Here is a 13,418-nt window from a genome sequence, read left to right as displayed (position 1 = left end):
GGATCTCCTCCTGAATCAACACATGTCAATGCTCGCGACGACGCGCGGTGATTAAGTGTCTCTCACACACGCACCTGATCGCGAAAGGGGCTGGTCGCCACATGCCGGATTCGAGAACCTGGCAGGTCGTGGCGGGTTCCGCCGCACTCGGCCTGGCCTTGGCGGTGGGCGCCGTCACCGCTTCCGGCCCGTGGGACTCCGGTCAGCGTAAGGCCGAGCGGGACCGCGCGGTCACCGGCGGTGTCCGAGGTGGCGCACATCACTCCGGCGACCGGGTCGCCGCCGACCCGCACCGGCCCGCGCCCGCTCCCAGCGCACCCGCCGTGCTCGGCGCTCTCACCGCCGCCGGCGGGCCCGGCAGCCACGGCAACGCCCCCTCCTCGACGATCACCCGGCCGGGCGACGACCCCGCCGCCCTCGCCGCCGCGCTCACCCCTCTGCTCGCCGATCCCGGCCTCGGCCCGCTGCGCACCGCGACCGTCGTCGACGCCACCACCGGCAAACGGCTGTACGGCGAGGGCGCGAGCACTCCCATGACGCCCGCGTCCACCATCAAGATCGCCACCACGGCCGCCGCGCTGTCCGCCCTCGGCCCCCGGCACCGCATCGCCACCACCACGGTCGCCGGCCCCGACGGACGCACCGTCACCCTCGTCGGCGGCGGCGACCCCACGCTCGACCGCGCCCGTCTCAAGGCCCTCGCCAAGGCCACGGCCCGCGCCGTGAAGGCACCCGGCGCCCGGGCCCCCGGCGCCGCGGGTAGCGGAACGGCGGCCTCCGGTACAGCGGGTGCCGAGGCCCCCGAGTCCGTACGCCTCGCCTACGACACCAGCCTCTACCAGGGCCCCGTTCTGCACCCCATCGGGCCGAACGAGAACATCTCCCCGGTCACGGCCCTCATGACCGACGAGGGCCGGCTCGACCACAGCCACCACGGCCCCGCGCCGCGCAGCGCCGACCCGGCGGGCGACACCGCCACCGCCTTCGCCGGCCTGCTGGAGGAAGCCGGCCTCACCGTCCAGGGCGACCCCCGGCCCGCGAAGGCCCCCAAGGGCGCCCGCCCGCTCGCCCGTACCGACTCCGCGAGCCTCGACGACCTCGTCGAACGCACCCTCACCCACAGCGACAACGACCTTGCCGAAGCCCTGGCCCGGCAGACCGCCCTCGCCCACCACCGGCCCGCGAGCTTCGCCGGAGCGGAGCGGGCCGTCCACGACGAACTCGGCCGCCTCGGCCTCCCGCTGGCCGGCACCCGCTTCGCGGACGGCAGCGGACTCGACCGCGCCGACCGCGTCACCGGCGCCCTGCTCACCGGCGTCCTCACCCGGGCGGCCGACCCGGCCCGCCCCACTCTGCGGACCGTCCTCACCGGACTGCCCGTCGGCGGCTTCAGCGGCACCCTCGCCGGACGTTTCGGCACCACCGTCGGCTCCGCCGCCGAGGGCGCGGGCCTCGTCCGCGCCAAGACCGGCACCCTCACCGGCGTGAACACCCTCGCCGGCACCGTCGTCACCGCCGACGGCCGCCTCCTCGCCTTCGCCTTCCTCACCGGCCGGACCAGCGCGCCCGACGCCGCCCAGTCCGCCCTCGACCGGCTCGCCGCCGTCCTGACCCGGCCCGTCGGAGCCGCCGCGGGGCCCGCCAAGAAGCGGCACTGACCCGGCCCCGTACCGACCCTGACCCGGCCCCGTACCGACCCTGACCCGGCCCCGTACCGACCCCGCACCGGCACTGACCCGGCCCCGCGCCGAACCCGAACCGGCCCCGCCCGGCCGGCTGCGGGCCGGTTGCCCGGGGTCCCCGGGGCACCCGGAAGGACCCTTTTTTGCTCCGGCGCCCGGTGACCCCCGACCCACCCCCGAACGAACCCTGATCCCCACCCCGGGACATCCCCGAGCCCGTGGCCCGCCCGTCCCGGAACCCTCCCCGAACCAGCGCCCGAACCCTCACCGAATACGCGCCGAGAACGTACCGTTGACGCATGACGAGCATCGGTGACGCAGGCACATCGGGGATGGTCGACTGGAACCTCGCCGTCGCGACGGCGACCCGCCTGGTCCGGCCCGGCCCGGAAGTCGGCCGTGACGAGGCCCGCCGTGTCGTCGCCGAGCTCCGCGAGCACGCGAAGGCCGCCGAGGAACACGTCCGCGCCTACACCCGGATGTTCCCCGAGGGCCGGGACCCGGGCGACTACGCCGACACCCCCGTCCTCGTCGTCGACCGGGCCAGCTGGGTCAAGGCCAACGTCGCCGGTTTCCGCGAACTGCTCACCCCGCTCCTCGACAAGATGCGCGAACGGCGCTCCACCACCCCCGGCGGCGCCGTCCTCAGCGCCGTCGGCGGCAAGGTGACCGGTGTCGAACTCGGCATGCTGCTGTCCTTCCTGGCCTCCCGCATCCTCGGCCAGTACGAGACCTTCGCCCCCGCCACCCGCGACCTGCCCGCCGCCGCGGGCGGCGGCGGCCGGCTGCTGCTCGTCGCGCCCAACATCGTCCACGTCGAACGCGAGCTGGAGGTCGACCCCCGCGACTTCCGCCTCTGGGTCTGCCTCCACGAGGAGACCCACCGCACCCAGTTCACCGCCGTCCCCTGGCTGCGCGACCACCTCCAGGGCGAGATCCAGGCATTCCTCGCCGCCACCGACGTCGACCCCGCCACCGTCGTCGAACGTCTCCGCGAGGCCGCCCAGGTCCTCGCCGGCGGCAACCGCCCCGAGGGCGAACAGGGCGAACCCGGCCCCACCCTCGTCGAACTCGTCCAGACCCCCGAACAGCGCGAGATCCTCGGCCGTCTCACCGCCGTCATGTCCCTCCTCGAGGGCCACGCCGACTTCGTCATGGACGGCGTCGGCCCCGACGTGGTGCCCTCCGTCGCCGAGATCCGCGAGAAGTTCCAGCAGCGCCGCGCCCGCGGCGCCTCCCGCCTCGACCTCGCCCTGCGCAAGCTCCTCGGCCTCGACGCCAAACTCCGCCAGTACCGCGACGGCGAGCGCTTCGTCCGCGCCGTCGTCGACCAGGTCGGCATGGACGGCTTCAACCGCGTCTGGACCTCTCCCAACACCCTCCCCACCAAGTCCGAGATCGCCCGGCCCGCCGACTGGGTGACGCGCGTGCACCGTAAGGCAGACTCGTAGACCGGAGTACGGAGCCACGGAGTACGGAGCACGGAGGCCGACGTGCGGCACCCGCGCGGCGGACGACGGACGCGCGGAAGGGACCCGCCCCACGGCCCTCTGGACCACCGGGGTATCCCGCACACCCCGCCAATCACCCATCCGAGGGACCGTAGACGGCGGGTGAGGCGTGCAATGCTCGGGCAACGACCGGATTCTGTCACCATCGACGCACTCTGAGTGACCGAAGCGAGTGACCGAACCCCCACCTCCGGCCGTTAAGACTCCGACCGAGGCACCCCACACTCATCACGAAGGGCACCGGACATGGGTCCCCATCCTGCGGTCGCGGCGATACGCCTGGCGGTCCGCCGCGTACTCCACGACGTTCTCACCGAGCACCAGACCACCCCTCCCCCCGGCGCACCCCCCGGCGAGCACCCGCTCGTGCTCGTCGCCTGCTCCGGCGGCGCCGACTCCATGGCACTCGCCTCCGCGCTCGCCTTCGAGGCCCGCAAACTCGACGTCCGCGCCGGCGGCATCACCGTCGACCACGGCCTCCAGCCCGGCTCCGCCCAGCGCGCCCGCGAAGTCGCCGACCGGATGACCGCACTCGGCCTCGACCCGGCCCTGGCCATCGCCGTCAACGTCGGCCCCGCATCCACCGCCGCCGCCCACGGAGCCGCCTACACCGGTGGCGCCGCCCGCCGGGTCGGCCCCGAGGCCGCCGCCCGCGACGCCCGTTACGCCGCTCTCGACGCCGCCGCCGAACGCCACGGTGCCGCCGGCATCCTGCTCGGCCACACCCGTGACGACCAGGCGGAGACCGTCCTCCTCGGCCTCGCCCGCGGCTCCGGGATCCGCTCCCTGTCCGGCATGGCCGCCGTCTCCGGCGTCGCCGGCCGCTACCGCCGCCCGTTCCTGGAACTCGATCGCCAGACCGTCCGCAAGGCCTGCATCGCCCAGGAACTCGCCATCTGGGACGACCCCCACAACACCGACCCCGCCTACACCCGCTCCCGGCTCCGCCACGAGGGCCTGCCCGCCCTGGAGAAGGCGCTCGGGAAAGGCGTCGTCGAAGCGCTCGCCCGTACCGCCCAGCTCTCCCGCGACGACGCCGACGCCCTCGATTCCTGGGCCGCCCACGCCGAAGCGGACGTACGCGACGAAGCGGGCCGTCTCGAATGCGCCAAACTCTCCGGACTGCCCCCCGCCGTACGCCGCCGCGTCCTGCGCCGCGCCGTGATCGCCGAGGGCGCCCCCGCCGGTTCCCTCTTCGCCCGGCACATCGAGGAAGTCGACCGGCTGATCACCGGATGGCGGGGTCAGGGGGCCATCAATCTGCCCGGCCGCGTCGAGGCACTGCGCCAGGGTGGCAGACTGGTCATTCGGCAAGGCTGACAGCAAAGTCGCAAGCTGCAACGAAAGTGACCCGGGTGAACGAGAAGGACATGGGTACCGACCTCCAGTCGGTCCTCATCACCAAGGAAGAGATCGACGCGAAGCTGGCCGAGCTGGCCGCGGAGATCGATGCGGAGTACGCGGGCAAGGACCTGCTCATCGTCGGCGTCCTCAAGGGCGCCGTGATGGTGATGGCGGACCTGGCGCGCACGCTGTCCTCCCCCGTCACCATGGACTGGATGGCCGTCTCCTCCTACGGAGCCGGCACCCAGTCCTCCGGTGTCGTCCGGATCCTCAAGGACCTCGACACCGACATCAAGGGCCGGCACGTCCTGATCGTCGAGGACATCATCGACTCGGGTCTGACCCTGTCGTGGCTCCTGTCCAACCTCGGCTCGCGCGAGCCGGCCTCCCTCGAGGTCTGCACCCTCCTGCGCAAGCCGGAGGCCGCGAAGGTCGACATCGACGTGAAGTGGATCGGCTTCGACATCCCCAACGAATTCGTCGTGGGATACGGCCTGGACTACGCCGAGAAGTACCGGAATCTCCCGTTCGTCGGCACGCTCGCCCCGCACGTCTACGGCGGCTGAGTCCCCCGTAACTCCCCCGGACCCCCGGGGAACCCGCACCGCCTTCCCTCCGTTGAAGCATCGGAAGGCGGTCGCGGGTGACAATGCTGGGGTACCGTCCGAAGAACAGCTTTTTCACACCGCAGCTCTTCTCAGCAGCATTTCCCTAACAGCATTCACCTACGGGCAGGAGGGACGGGGCGCCGCTTACGCCCCGTATGGATGGACGTGAAGCGATACTTCCGTGGGCCGGTCATGTGGATCGTGCTGGCCGTCCTCGCCGTGGTCGTGCTGATGCAGGTCGTCGGCTCGTCCGAGGGCTACAAGACGGTGGACACCGGCAAGGTCGTCCAGGCGATCGACAAGAACCAGGTCAAAACCGCAAAGATCACCACCGGTGACGAACAGGTCGTCAAGATCGACCTCGTCGACGGTGTCCAGATCAACAAGAGCAGCAAGGTCCAGGCCAACTACATCGGCACGCAGGGTGTCACCCTGGCCGACAAGCTCCAGGAGAAGTTCGAGGCAGGGCAGCTCAAGGAGGGATACACCATCTCTCCGACGAAGCAGTCCCCCTTCGTCTCCGTGCTGCTCTCCCTGCTGCCCTTCGTCCTCATCGTGGTCGTCTTCCTCTTCCTGATGAACCAGATGCAGGGCGGCGGCTCCCGCGTCATGAACTTCGGGAAGTCCAAGGCCAAGCTCATCACCAAGGACACCCCCAAGACGACCTTCGCGGACGTCGCGGGTTCCGATGAGGCGGTCGAGGAACTCCACGAGATCAAGGAATTCCTCCAGGAGCCGGCCAAGTTCCAGGCCGTCGGCGCCAAGATCCCCAAGGGTGTGCTGCTCTACGGCCCGCCCGGAACCGGCAAGACCCTCCTGGCCCGCGCCGTCGCCGGCGAGGCCGGAGTGCCGTTCTACTCGATCTCCGGTTCCGACTTCGTCGAGATGTTCGTCGGTGTCGGCGCCTCCCGCGTCCGCGACCTCTTCGAGCAGGCCAAGGCCAACGCCCCGGCCATCGTCTTCGTCGACGAGATCGACGCGGTCGGCCGCCACCGCGGCGCCGGCCTCGGCGGTGGACACGACGAGCGCGAGCAGACCCTGAACCAGCTCCTCGTCGAGATGGACGGTTTCGACGTCAAGGGCGGCGTCATCCTCATCGCGGCCACCAACCGGCCCGACATCCTCGACCCCGCCCTCCTGCGCCCCGGCCGCTTCGACCGCCAGATCGCCGTCGACCGCCCGGACATGCAGGGCCGTCTGGAGATCCTCAAGGTCCACCAGAAGGGCAAGCCGGTCGCCCCGGACGTCGACCTCGGCGCCGTCGCCCGTCGCACCCCCGGCTTCACCGGTGCCGATCTGTCCAACGTCCTCAACGAGGCGGCGCTGCTCACCGCCCGCTCGGACAAGAAGCTGATCGACAACGCGTCGCTCGACGAGGCCATCGACCGCGTGGTCGCCGGTCCGCAGAAGCGGACGCGGATCATGTCGGACAAGGAAAAGAAGATCACCGCGTACCACGAGGGCGGACACGCCCTGGTCGCGGCGGCCTCCCCGAACTCCGACCCGGTCCACAAGATCACCATTCTGTCCCGCGGCCGGGCCCTGGGTTACACCATGGTCCTGCCCGACGAGGACAAGTACTCGACCACGCGCAACGAGATGCTCGACCAGCTCGCCTACATGCTGGGCGGGCGCGCCGCCGAGGAACTTGTCTTCCACGACCCGACCACCGGCGCCGCCAACGACATCGAGAAGGCCACCGCCACGGCCCGCGCGATGGTCACCCAGTACGGCATGACCGAGCGGCTCGGCGCCATCAAGTTCGGCGGCGACAACACCGAGCCCTTCCTCGGCCGCGAGATGGCGCACCAGCGCGACTACTCGGAAGAGGTCGCCGCGCTGGTCGACGAAGAGGTCAAGAAGCTCATCGAGACCGCGCACAACGAGGCGTGGGAGATCCTGGTCGAGAACCGCGACGTTCTCGACAACCTGGTCCTGGCCCTCCTGGAGAAGGAGACCCTGGGCAAGGAGGAGATCGCCGAGATCTTCCAGTCGATCATCAAGCGCCCGGCTCGCCCGGCGTGGACCGGCTCGGCCCGCCGTACCCCCTCCACCCGCCCGCCGGTGCTCTCGCCGAAGGAGCTGGCCCTGACCAACAGCGCCAACGGCTCCTCCACGACGCCGCCGGTGGACACCACCAAGACGATCGAGGTGTCGCCGGAGGACACTCCCGACGCCTGACCGGACCGGAACCGGCCGCCGGGAGACCGGCGGCCAGGCCCCGGAATGGAAGCCGCGCCCCCGCAGGTTTTAGCCTGTGGGGGCGCGGCCTATTTCGCGCCATGTCAGTAGACAGACGGAACGAGGCACACATGACCGACCCGGTGACGCCGACCGGCGAAGGCACGATCGGCGAGTACGACGAGAAGCGCGCCGAGAACGCCGTACGGGAGCTTCTCATCGCGGTCGGCGAGGACCCGGACCGCGAGGGCCTGCGCGAGACGCCGGCGCGCGTGGCACGGGCGTACAAGGAGCTGTTCGCGGGCCTCTGGCAGAAGCCGGAGGAGGTGCTCACGACGACCTTCGACCTCGGACACGACGAGATGGTCCTCGTGAAGGACATCGAGCTGATGTCGCAGTGCGAGCACCATCTGCTCCCCTTCCACGGCGTGGCGCACATCGGTTACGTTCCGGCGGAGTCGGGCAAGATCACCGGGCTGTCGAAGCTGGCCAGGCTGGTGGACGTGTTCGCGCGCCGCCCCCAGGTGCAGGAGCGGCTGACCACCCAGGTCGCCGACTCGCTCATGGAGATCCTGGAGGCCCGGGGCGTGATCGTCGTCATCGAGGCCGAGCACATGTGCATGACCCTGCGCGGGGTCCGCAAGCCCGGCGCGAAGACGACCACCTCGGCCGTGCGCGGGCAGCTCCGCGACGCGACCACGCGCGCCGAGGCCATGTCGCTGATACTCGCGCGCTAGGCGGCCGAGGGCCTCGCTCACCAAGCGGGCCGAGCCGTACGCGTACCGAAGCCCCTGGGGCCGACCCGACCGGGTCGCCCCCAGGGGCTTCGTCGTGAGCGCGCGGCCCGGCCGGTCAGGAGGCCGGGGCGCGGCCCGGTGTGTCGTGGGCGCTGTCGTTTCCGTCGTCCTCCGGGAGCTTGCAGACACGCTCCAGGAACAGGGCGGCGGCGATGACGCCGATGCCCGCGACGACGGAGAGGCCCGCGTAGAGGGCCTGGTCGCGGCGGGCGGGGATGTCCAGGGAGCCGAGCAGGAAGACGCCGACGCCGCCGTAGAGGCCGGCGACGAGGGCGGCGACCAGCGCGCTCGCCTGGCCGAAGACGAGCGCGCGGGCGGCCATCAGGGGCTCGACGCCCTTGGCACCGGGACGGCGCTCGCGCTGGGCCTTGAGGCGGGTGCGCAGCGAGAGGGCCGTGGCGGTGAGGACGACGGCGATGACCGCGAGCACGATGGGCGCGGCGAGCGGCACGCTGGGGAGTGTGCCGAGCGCGTCCCAGAGGCGGGTGGCGCCCCAGGACAGGACGCCGGCGGCGACGAACAGTCCGGCGAGCACCTTGAGCCGCAGTTGTTTCACCGGGGGTCCTTCGTCGGGGCGGGTGGACGGGGGTCTTCGACGAGACTAACGACTACTCGGGCAGCCGCAGTTCCAGGTCGCCGCGCGCCACGACTCCGTCGCGGCCGACGGCGGCGAGCAGGTCGGCGACGGCGCCGTGACCGGGCACCTGGGCCTCGGGGTCGACGTCGTGCCAGGGCGCGAGGACGAAGGCGCGCTGGTGGGCCCGCGGGTGCGGGAGGGTGAGCGCGGGGTCGTCGGAGACGACGTCGGCGTACGCGATGATGTCGACGTCGATGGTGCGCGCGCCCCAGCGCTCGTCGCGGACCCGGTCGAAGGCCTCTTCGACGGCCTGGGCCCGCTCCAGCAGGGAGGACGGGGGCAGGGTGGTCTTCACGAGGACGACGGCGTTGAGGTACGAGGGCTGGGTGCCGGGCTCGACGCCCCAGGGCTCGGTCTCGTAGACGGGGGAGACGGCCTTGACCCTGAGGCCGGGGGTGTCCTCCAGCGCGTCCACGGCGCCCTGGAGGGTCTCCAGGCGGTTGCCGAGGTTGGAGCCGAGGGCGAGGACGGCCCACTTGGGGTTGGAGAGGGTGACGTCGGCGGCGTCGACGGCCGCGGTGACGGCGGCCGGGACGGGCTGCACGGTGGGATCGCTCTGCGGATTCTTCATGCGCGACTCCGGGTGATGGTGACGGTCACGTCGTCGAAGGGGACGGTGATCGGCGCGTCCGGCTTGTGGACCACGACCTCGACCTCCTGGACCACGGCGTGCTTGAGGCACTGCTCGGCGATGCGCTCGGCGAGGGTCTCGACGAGGTCGACGGGGTCGCCCTGGACGATGTCCACGACTTCCTCGGCGACGATGCCGTAGTGGACGGTCTTCGTCAGGTCGTCGTCGGCGGCCGCAGGGCGCGTGTCGAGGCAGAGGGTGACATCGACGATGAAGGTCTGGCCCTCCTCGCGCTCCTTGGGGAAGACGCCGTGATGGCCTCGGGCCTTGAGGCCGCGCAGCGCGACACGATCCACGCGAATCACTCCTGCCTGTCGTACCTTGTCGTACCTGTCGTATGTGTCTGGTTTCGCGGTGGTCACGTGGCCTGTCCGGACGGCCGGTGTCCTCGGTCGAATCTACCCGCGGGGTCGGACGGCCGGTCCGGGGGCTCTCGTCCTGGCTGCCCCCGGGGCGGGCTCGTCGGCTCTGACCTGCGCTTTTGCGAAGGGGTGGGGGCTTGTCGGGGGCGGGGCGAGGGCGTGGGGACGGCTTGTCGGGAGTTTCGGCCGGGCCGGTGGACGGGGTGGAGGCCTCAGGCGGGGGTGCCGCCGTGGCCCCGGCCGTCGCCGGATTCACCGTTTTCTCTGTGTTCTCTGTGTTCTCTGTGTTCGCCGGTTTCACCGGGTTCGGCCTCCGGCATGACCGGTGAACCGTGGTGGGACCACACCTTCCACCCGTCGGGCGTCCGGCGGAAGACGTTGGTGGCGACCACGAGCTGTCCGACGAGCGGGCCGAGTGTGGCGCCGTCCTCGGCGGGGCCGCCGCTGAGGATGTTCTCGGTGCAGGTGACCAGGGCGATGTCGGCGGTGAGGGAGATCTCGACGTCGGTGAGGAAGAACTGGATGTAGTCCGTGTTCGCCATGATCAGGGCGTACGAGCGGAGCACCTCGCCGCGGCCGCTGAGGACGGGCCAGCCGGGGTGGACGCAGGAGACGGGGGTGGCGCCGTCGTCGAGCCAGAGGTCGCTGAGGGTGTCGAAGTCGCCGCGTTCGACGGCCTCGTAGAAGGCGGTGTTGGCGGCCTCGACGGCGGCCCGGTCCGCGGCGCGGCTCGCGGCTCGGCCGGTGGCCCGGCCGTCGCCCCGGGCGCCGTCCCGTTCCTCGTCGCGACCGCCGGTCACCGGGCTCCTTCGACGGCTCTGGCGACCCGTACGGCGTCGGCGGTGGCCCGTACCTCGTGGACCCGGACGGCCCAGGCGCCCTCGTGGGCGGCCAGGGCGGAGACCGCGGCGGTCGCGGCGTCGCGCTCGCGCGCGGGCGGCGGGGCGGCGCCCTCGTGGGCGGTGAGGACATGGCCGAGGAACCGCTTGCGCGAGGCGGCGACGAGCAGGGGCCGGCCGAGGGCGCGCAGCTCGGGGAGGTGCGCGACGAGCGCGAGGTCGTGCGGGGCGAGCTTGGCGAAGCCGAGCCCGGGGTCGACGATGAGCCGCTCGGGGGCGATGCCGCCGTCGACGACGGCCTCCATGCGGGTGCGGATCTCGGCGACGACCTCGCCGACGACGTCCTCGTACACGGCCCGGCTGTTCATGGTGTCGCTGAAGCCGCGCCAGTGCATGACGACGAAGGGGACCTCGGCGGCGGCGACGGCGGGCACCATGCCGGGGTCCGCGAGGCCGCCGCTGACGTCGTTGACGAGGGCGGCGCCCGCGGCCACGGCCTGGGCGGCGACGGTGGCGCGCATGGTGTCGACGGAGACGGTGACGCCCTCGGCGGCGAGGCCGCGGACGACGGGCAGGACGCGGCGCAGTTCCTCGTCCTCGTCGACGCGGGGCGCGCCGGGACGGGTGGACTCGCCGCCCACGTCGACGAGGTCGGCGCCCTGGGCGACGAGGTCGAGGCCGTGCTTGACGGCTGCGGTGGTGTCGAACCAGCGTCCGCCGTCGGAGAAGGAATCGGGGGTCACGTTGACGACGCCCATGACCGCGCAGCGGTCCCACTCCGGCAGGCCGGGCACCGTGCCCCGGTCGATCTTCGTACTCATGCTTCCAGCGTAGGGGGTGGTTTCCGGCCGCGTTTCAGGCCGCGCGGATCTCCTGCTCGGCGGGGCCCGGGGCGCGGTGGGCGCGGGGCCCGGAGTCGTCGCGGCGGAAGCGGCGGGCGAGGAACCGGGGGATGGGCAGGGAGAGGTTCACGAAGCCTTCGGCCTGCATGGCGGCGAAGCCGATGCGGGGCAGATCGCTGCTCTTGCGGTAGACGACGAAGCGGGGCTCCCAGCGTGGCTGGAACTTGGCGTTGAACTTGTACAGGGACTCGATCTGGAACCAGCGGGAGAGGAAGACGAGCAGTCCGCGCCACATGCGCAGGACGGGTCCGGCGCCGATCTTCTCGCCGCGGGCGAGGGCGGCGCGGAACATGGCGAAGTTGAGGGAGATCCGGGTGATGCCGAGCCGGGGGGCCTGCTGGAGGGCGGCGACGATCAGGAGCTCGTTCATGCCGGGGTCGGCGGACCGGTCGCGGCGCATGAGTTCGAGGGACATGCCGTCGGAGCCCCACGGGACGAAGTGGATGATCGCCTTCAGGTCGCCGTACGGGGAGTCGGTGCCGGTGCCGGTGCCGGTGCCGTCCGGGCCGCCGGGCCGGTCGGGGTCGCCGGGGGAGTCGGCCTTGTGGGCGGTCGCTATCACCGCGTCGCCGTCGCCGGGGCCGCCGATGCGGCCGAGTGCCATGGAGAAGCCGCGCTCGGTGTCGGTGCCGCGCCAGTCCTCGGCGGCGCGCCGGATCCGGGCGAGTTCGCCGTCGCTGAGGTCGCGGACGCGGCGGACCTTGGTGGTGTAGCCGCCCCGTTCGATGCGCTTGACCATCTGCCGTACGTTGCGCATCGCGCGGCCGGAGAGGGAGAAGTCGGCGACGTCGACGATGGCCTCGTCGCCGAGTTCGAGGGCGTCGAGTCCGGTCTCGCGGGTCCAGACCTGGCCGCCGGTCTCGGAGCAGCCCATGACGGCGGGGGTCCAGGAGTGGGCCTTGGCCTCGTCCATGAAGCGTTCGATGGCGCCGGGCCAGGCCTCGACGTCGCCGATGGGGTCGCCGCTGGCGAGCATGACGCCGGAGACGACGCGGTAGCAGACGGCGGCCTTGCCGCTGGGGGAGAAGACGACGCCCTTGTCGCGGCGGAGCGCGAAGTGGCCGAGGGAGTCGCGGGCGCCGTGCCGTTCGAGGAGGGCGCGCAGCCGGGCCTCGTCGTCCTCGGTGAGCCGGGCGGCGGGGTGCTCGGGGCGGAAGGCGAGGTAGGCGGTGGTGAGGGCGGTCAGCATGCCGAGGGCGCCCAGCGAGTAGCCGACGGTCCAGTCGGTGTTGCCGGTGTAGGAGACCGGGCCTTCGAAGCCGAACAGGCCGTAGAGGACGTGTTCGAGGCGGTCGGTGAGGCTGGGGCTGCCGACGACCCGGCGCGGGTGGGCGCTGACGATGACGAGCCCGAGGACGAGGGAGCCGGCGCCCATGAGGACGAAGTTGGCGAGTGCGCGCCAGCGGCTGCGGGGGTCGGGCAGGGCGGCGAACTGGTCGCGGTGGCGTACCAGCAGGGCCAGGAGCGCGAGCGACAGGACGACGCCGGTGACGGAGTGGCGCCAGGCGAACTGGGCGGCGGCGCCGAGCGGCAGCAGGACCACGGCGGCGCGCCAGGCGCGGCGTTTGTTGCGCTTGAGGCCGTGGGCGAGGAGGAGGAGCAGGACTCCGGCACTGAGGGAGAGGGCCGCGGAGAGCGGTCCGAGGGTGCCGGGGAGGACCTCGGCGACAGCGTGCATCCGGCTGGCCCGGAAGCGGGGGAAGACCCCCGCGACGATGTCGATGAGACCGATCAGGGTGCAGGCCGTTCCGACGAGTGCGGGTACCTTTTCGGGCTGTGGCCCCCGGGGAATCCAGCGTGTGCGCCCCCGTTCCGGAACCGATCCTGAATTGTCCCCATCTACCGTGACAGACATCGCTTCCCGTGCTTCCCGTGGATCCGCGAGTGATCGTTGATCCTCCGGAGGCCGTGTGGTGGCTTTCGG

Annotated in this window: 12 protein-coding genes; 6 read left to right on the top strand and 6 right to left on the bottom strand. The window is 72.0% G+C overall.

What is annotated here, in order from left to right; genetic code table 11:
• Nucleotides 1-101: 101 nt before the first annotated feature.
• The 6 genes from dacB to folE all read left to right on the top strand — a co-directional run bounded on the left by dacB (nt 102) and on the right by folE (nt 8,063).
• The gene (gene dacB, locus ACGFRB_RS17000) at nt 102-1,658 is read left to right on the top strand and encodes a D-alanyl-D-alanine carboxypeptidase/D-alanyl-D-alanine-endopeptidase (RefSeq protein ID WP_393243763.1); all 1,557 of its coding nucleotides are present in this window, start codon (nt 102-104) and stop codon (nt 1,656-1,658) included.
• A 323-nt stretch (nt 1,659-1,981) separates the two neighbouring features.
• The gene (locus ACGFRB_RS16995) at nt 1,982-3,133 is read left to right on the top strand and encodes a zinc-dependent metalloprotease (protein ID WP_393243761.1); all 1,152 of its coding nucleotides are present in this window, start codon (nt 1,982-1,984) and stop codon (nt 3,131-3,133) included.
• Nucleotides 3,134-3,439: 306 nt separating this feature from the next.
• Nucleotides 3,440-4,513 (top strand): tRNA lysidine(34) synthetase TilS, encoded by a 1,074-nt coding sequence (tilS, locus tag ACGFRB_RS16990; RefSeq protein ID WP_393243759.1) that lies wholly within the window; start codon nt 3,440-3,442, stop codon nt 4,511-4,513.
• A 50-nt stretch (nt 4,514-4,563) separates the two neighbouring features.
• Nucleotides 4,564-5,103, top strand: a complete 540-nt coding sequence (gene hpt, locus ACGFRB_RS16985; protein ID WP_361233823.1) for a hypoxanthine phosphoribosyltransferase — start codon at nt 4,564-4,566, stop codon at nt 5,101-5,103.
• A gap of 201 nt (nt 5,104-5,304) precedes the next feature.
• Nucleotides 5,305-7,326, top strand: coding sequence for an ATP-dependent zinc metalloprotease FtsH (gene ftsH / locus ACGFRB_RS16980; RefSeq protein WP_363010819.1), 2,022 nt, complete (start codon nt 5,305-5,307; stop codon nt 7,324-7,326).
• Nucleotides 7,327-7,457: 131 nt separating this feature from the next.
• Nucleotides 7,458-8,063, top strand: a complete 606-nt coding sequence (gene folE, locus ACGFRB_RS16975; RefSeq protein WP_363010821.1) for a GTP cyclohydrolase I FolE — start codon at nt 7,458-7,460, stop codon at nt 8,061-8,063.
• 115 nt (nt 8,064-8,178) lie between these two features.
• Here folE and ACGFRB_RS16970 read toward each other — a convergent pair whose 3' ends face one another.
• The 6 genes from ACGFRB_RS16970 to ACGFRB_RS16945 all read right to left on the bottom strand — a co-directional run bounded on the left by ACGFRB_RS16970 (nt 8,179) and on the right by ACGFRB_RS16945 (nt 13,349).
• The gene (locus tag ACGFRB_RS16970) at nt 8,179-8,679 is read right to left on the bottom strand and encodes a DUF3180 domain-containing protein (RefSeq protein WP_393243756.1); all 501 of its coding nucleotides are present in this window, start codon (nt 8,677-8,679) and stop codon (nt 8,179-8,181) included.
• Nucleotides 8,680-8,731: 52 nt separating this feature from the next.
• Nucleotides 8,732-9,331 (bottom strand): 2-amino-4-hydroxy-6-hydroxymethyldihydropteridine diphosphokinase, encoded by a 600-nt coding sequence (gene folK / locus ACGFRB_RS16965; protein ID WP_363010825.1) that lies wholly within the window; start codon nt 9,329-9,331, stop codon nt 8,732-8,734.
• Complete coding sequence (gene folB, locus ACGFRB_RS16960; RefSeq protein ID WP_363010827.1) at nt 9,328-9,687, bottom strand: dihydroneopterin aldolase; 360 nt, start codon at nt 9,685-9,687, stop codon at nt 9,328-9,330. The genes folK and folB overlap by 4 nt, the downstream gene beginning before the upstream one ends.
• Nucleotides 9,688-9,965: 278 nt before the next feature.
• On the bottom strand, nt 9,966-10,553 hold the full coding sequence (locus tag ACGFRB_RS16955) for a nuclear transport factor 2 family protein (protein WP_393243753.1): 588 nt from the start codon (nt 10,551-10,553) through the stop codon (nt 9,966-9,968).
• A complete protein-coding gene (folP, locus tag ACGFRB_RS16950; RefSeq protein WP_363010831.1) occupies nt 10,550-11,413 on the bottom strand; it encodes a dihydropteroate synthase in 864 nt (287 codons plus the stop codon). The genes ACGFRB_RS16955 and folP overlap by 4 nt, the downstream gene beginning before the upstream one ends.
• Before the next feature lie 34 nt (nt 11,414-11,447).
• A complete protein-coding gene (locus ACGFRB_RS16945; RefSeq protein WP_393243751.1) occupies nt 11,448-13,349 on the bottom strand; it encodes a phosphatidylglycerol lysyltransferase domain-containing protein in 1,902 nt (633 codons plus the stop codon).
• Nucleotides 13,350-13,418 lie beyond the last annotated feature (69 nt).

The sequence above is a fragment of the Streptomyces sp. NPDC048718 genome (assembly GCF_043198875.1).
Lineage (GTDB): Bacteria > Actinomycetota > Actinomycetes > Streptomycetales > Streptomycetaceae > Streptomyces.
The sequence above is the reverse complement of the archived record's forward strand: the minus strand, read 5'-3'. Positions and strand labels throughout refer to the sequence as shown.

Excerpts from the sequence above, each read along its gene's own strand:
- tilS (WP_393243759.1), top strand. The coding sequence starts at position 3,440 with ATGGGTCCCCATCCTGCGGTCGCGGCGATACGCCTGGCGGTCCGCCGC.
- folE (WP_363010821.1), top strand. The coding sequence starts at position 7,458 with ATGACCGACCCGGTGACGCCGACCGGCGAAGGCACGATCGGCGAGTAC.
- folK (WP_363010825.1), bottom strand. The coding sequence starts at position 9,331 with ATGAAGAATCCGCAGAGCGATCCCACCGTGCAGCCCGTCCCGGCCGCC.
- hpt (WP_361233823.1), top strand. The coding sequence starts at position 4,564 with ATGGGTACCGACCTCCAGTCGGTCCTCATCACCAAGGAAGAGATCGAC.
- ACGFRB_RS16995 (WP_393243761.1), top strand. The coding sequence starts at position 1,982 with ATGACGAGCATCGGTGACGCAGGCACATCGGGGATGGTCGACTGGAAC.
- ACGFRB_RS16945 (WP_393243751.1), bottom strand. The coding sequence starts at position 13,349 with ATGTCTGTCACGGTAGATGGGGACAATTCAGGATCGGTTCCGGAACGG.
- dacB (WP_393243763.1), top strand. The coding sequence starts at position 102 with ATGCCGGATTCGAGAACCTGGCAGGTCGTGGCGGGTTCCGCCGCACTC.
- ftsH (WP_363010819.1), top strand. The coding sequence starts at position 5,305 with ATGGACGTGAAGCGATACTTCCGTGGGCCGGTCATGTGGATCGTGCTG.
- folP (WP_363010831.1), bottom strand. The coding sequence starts at position 11,413 with ATGAGTACGAAGATCGACCGGGGCACGGTGCCCGGCCTGCCGGAGTGG.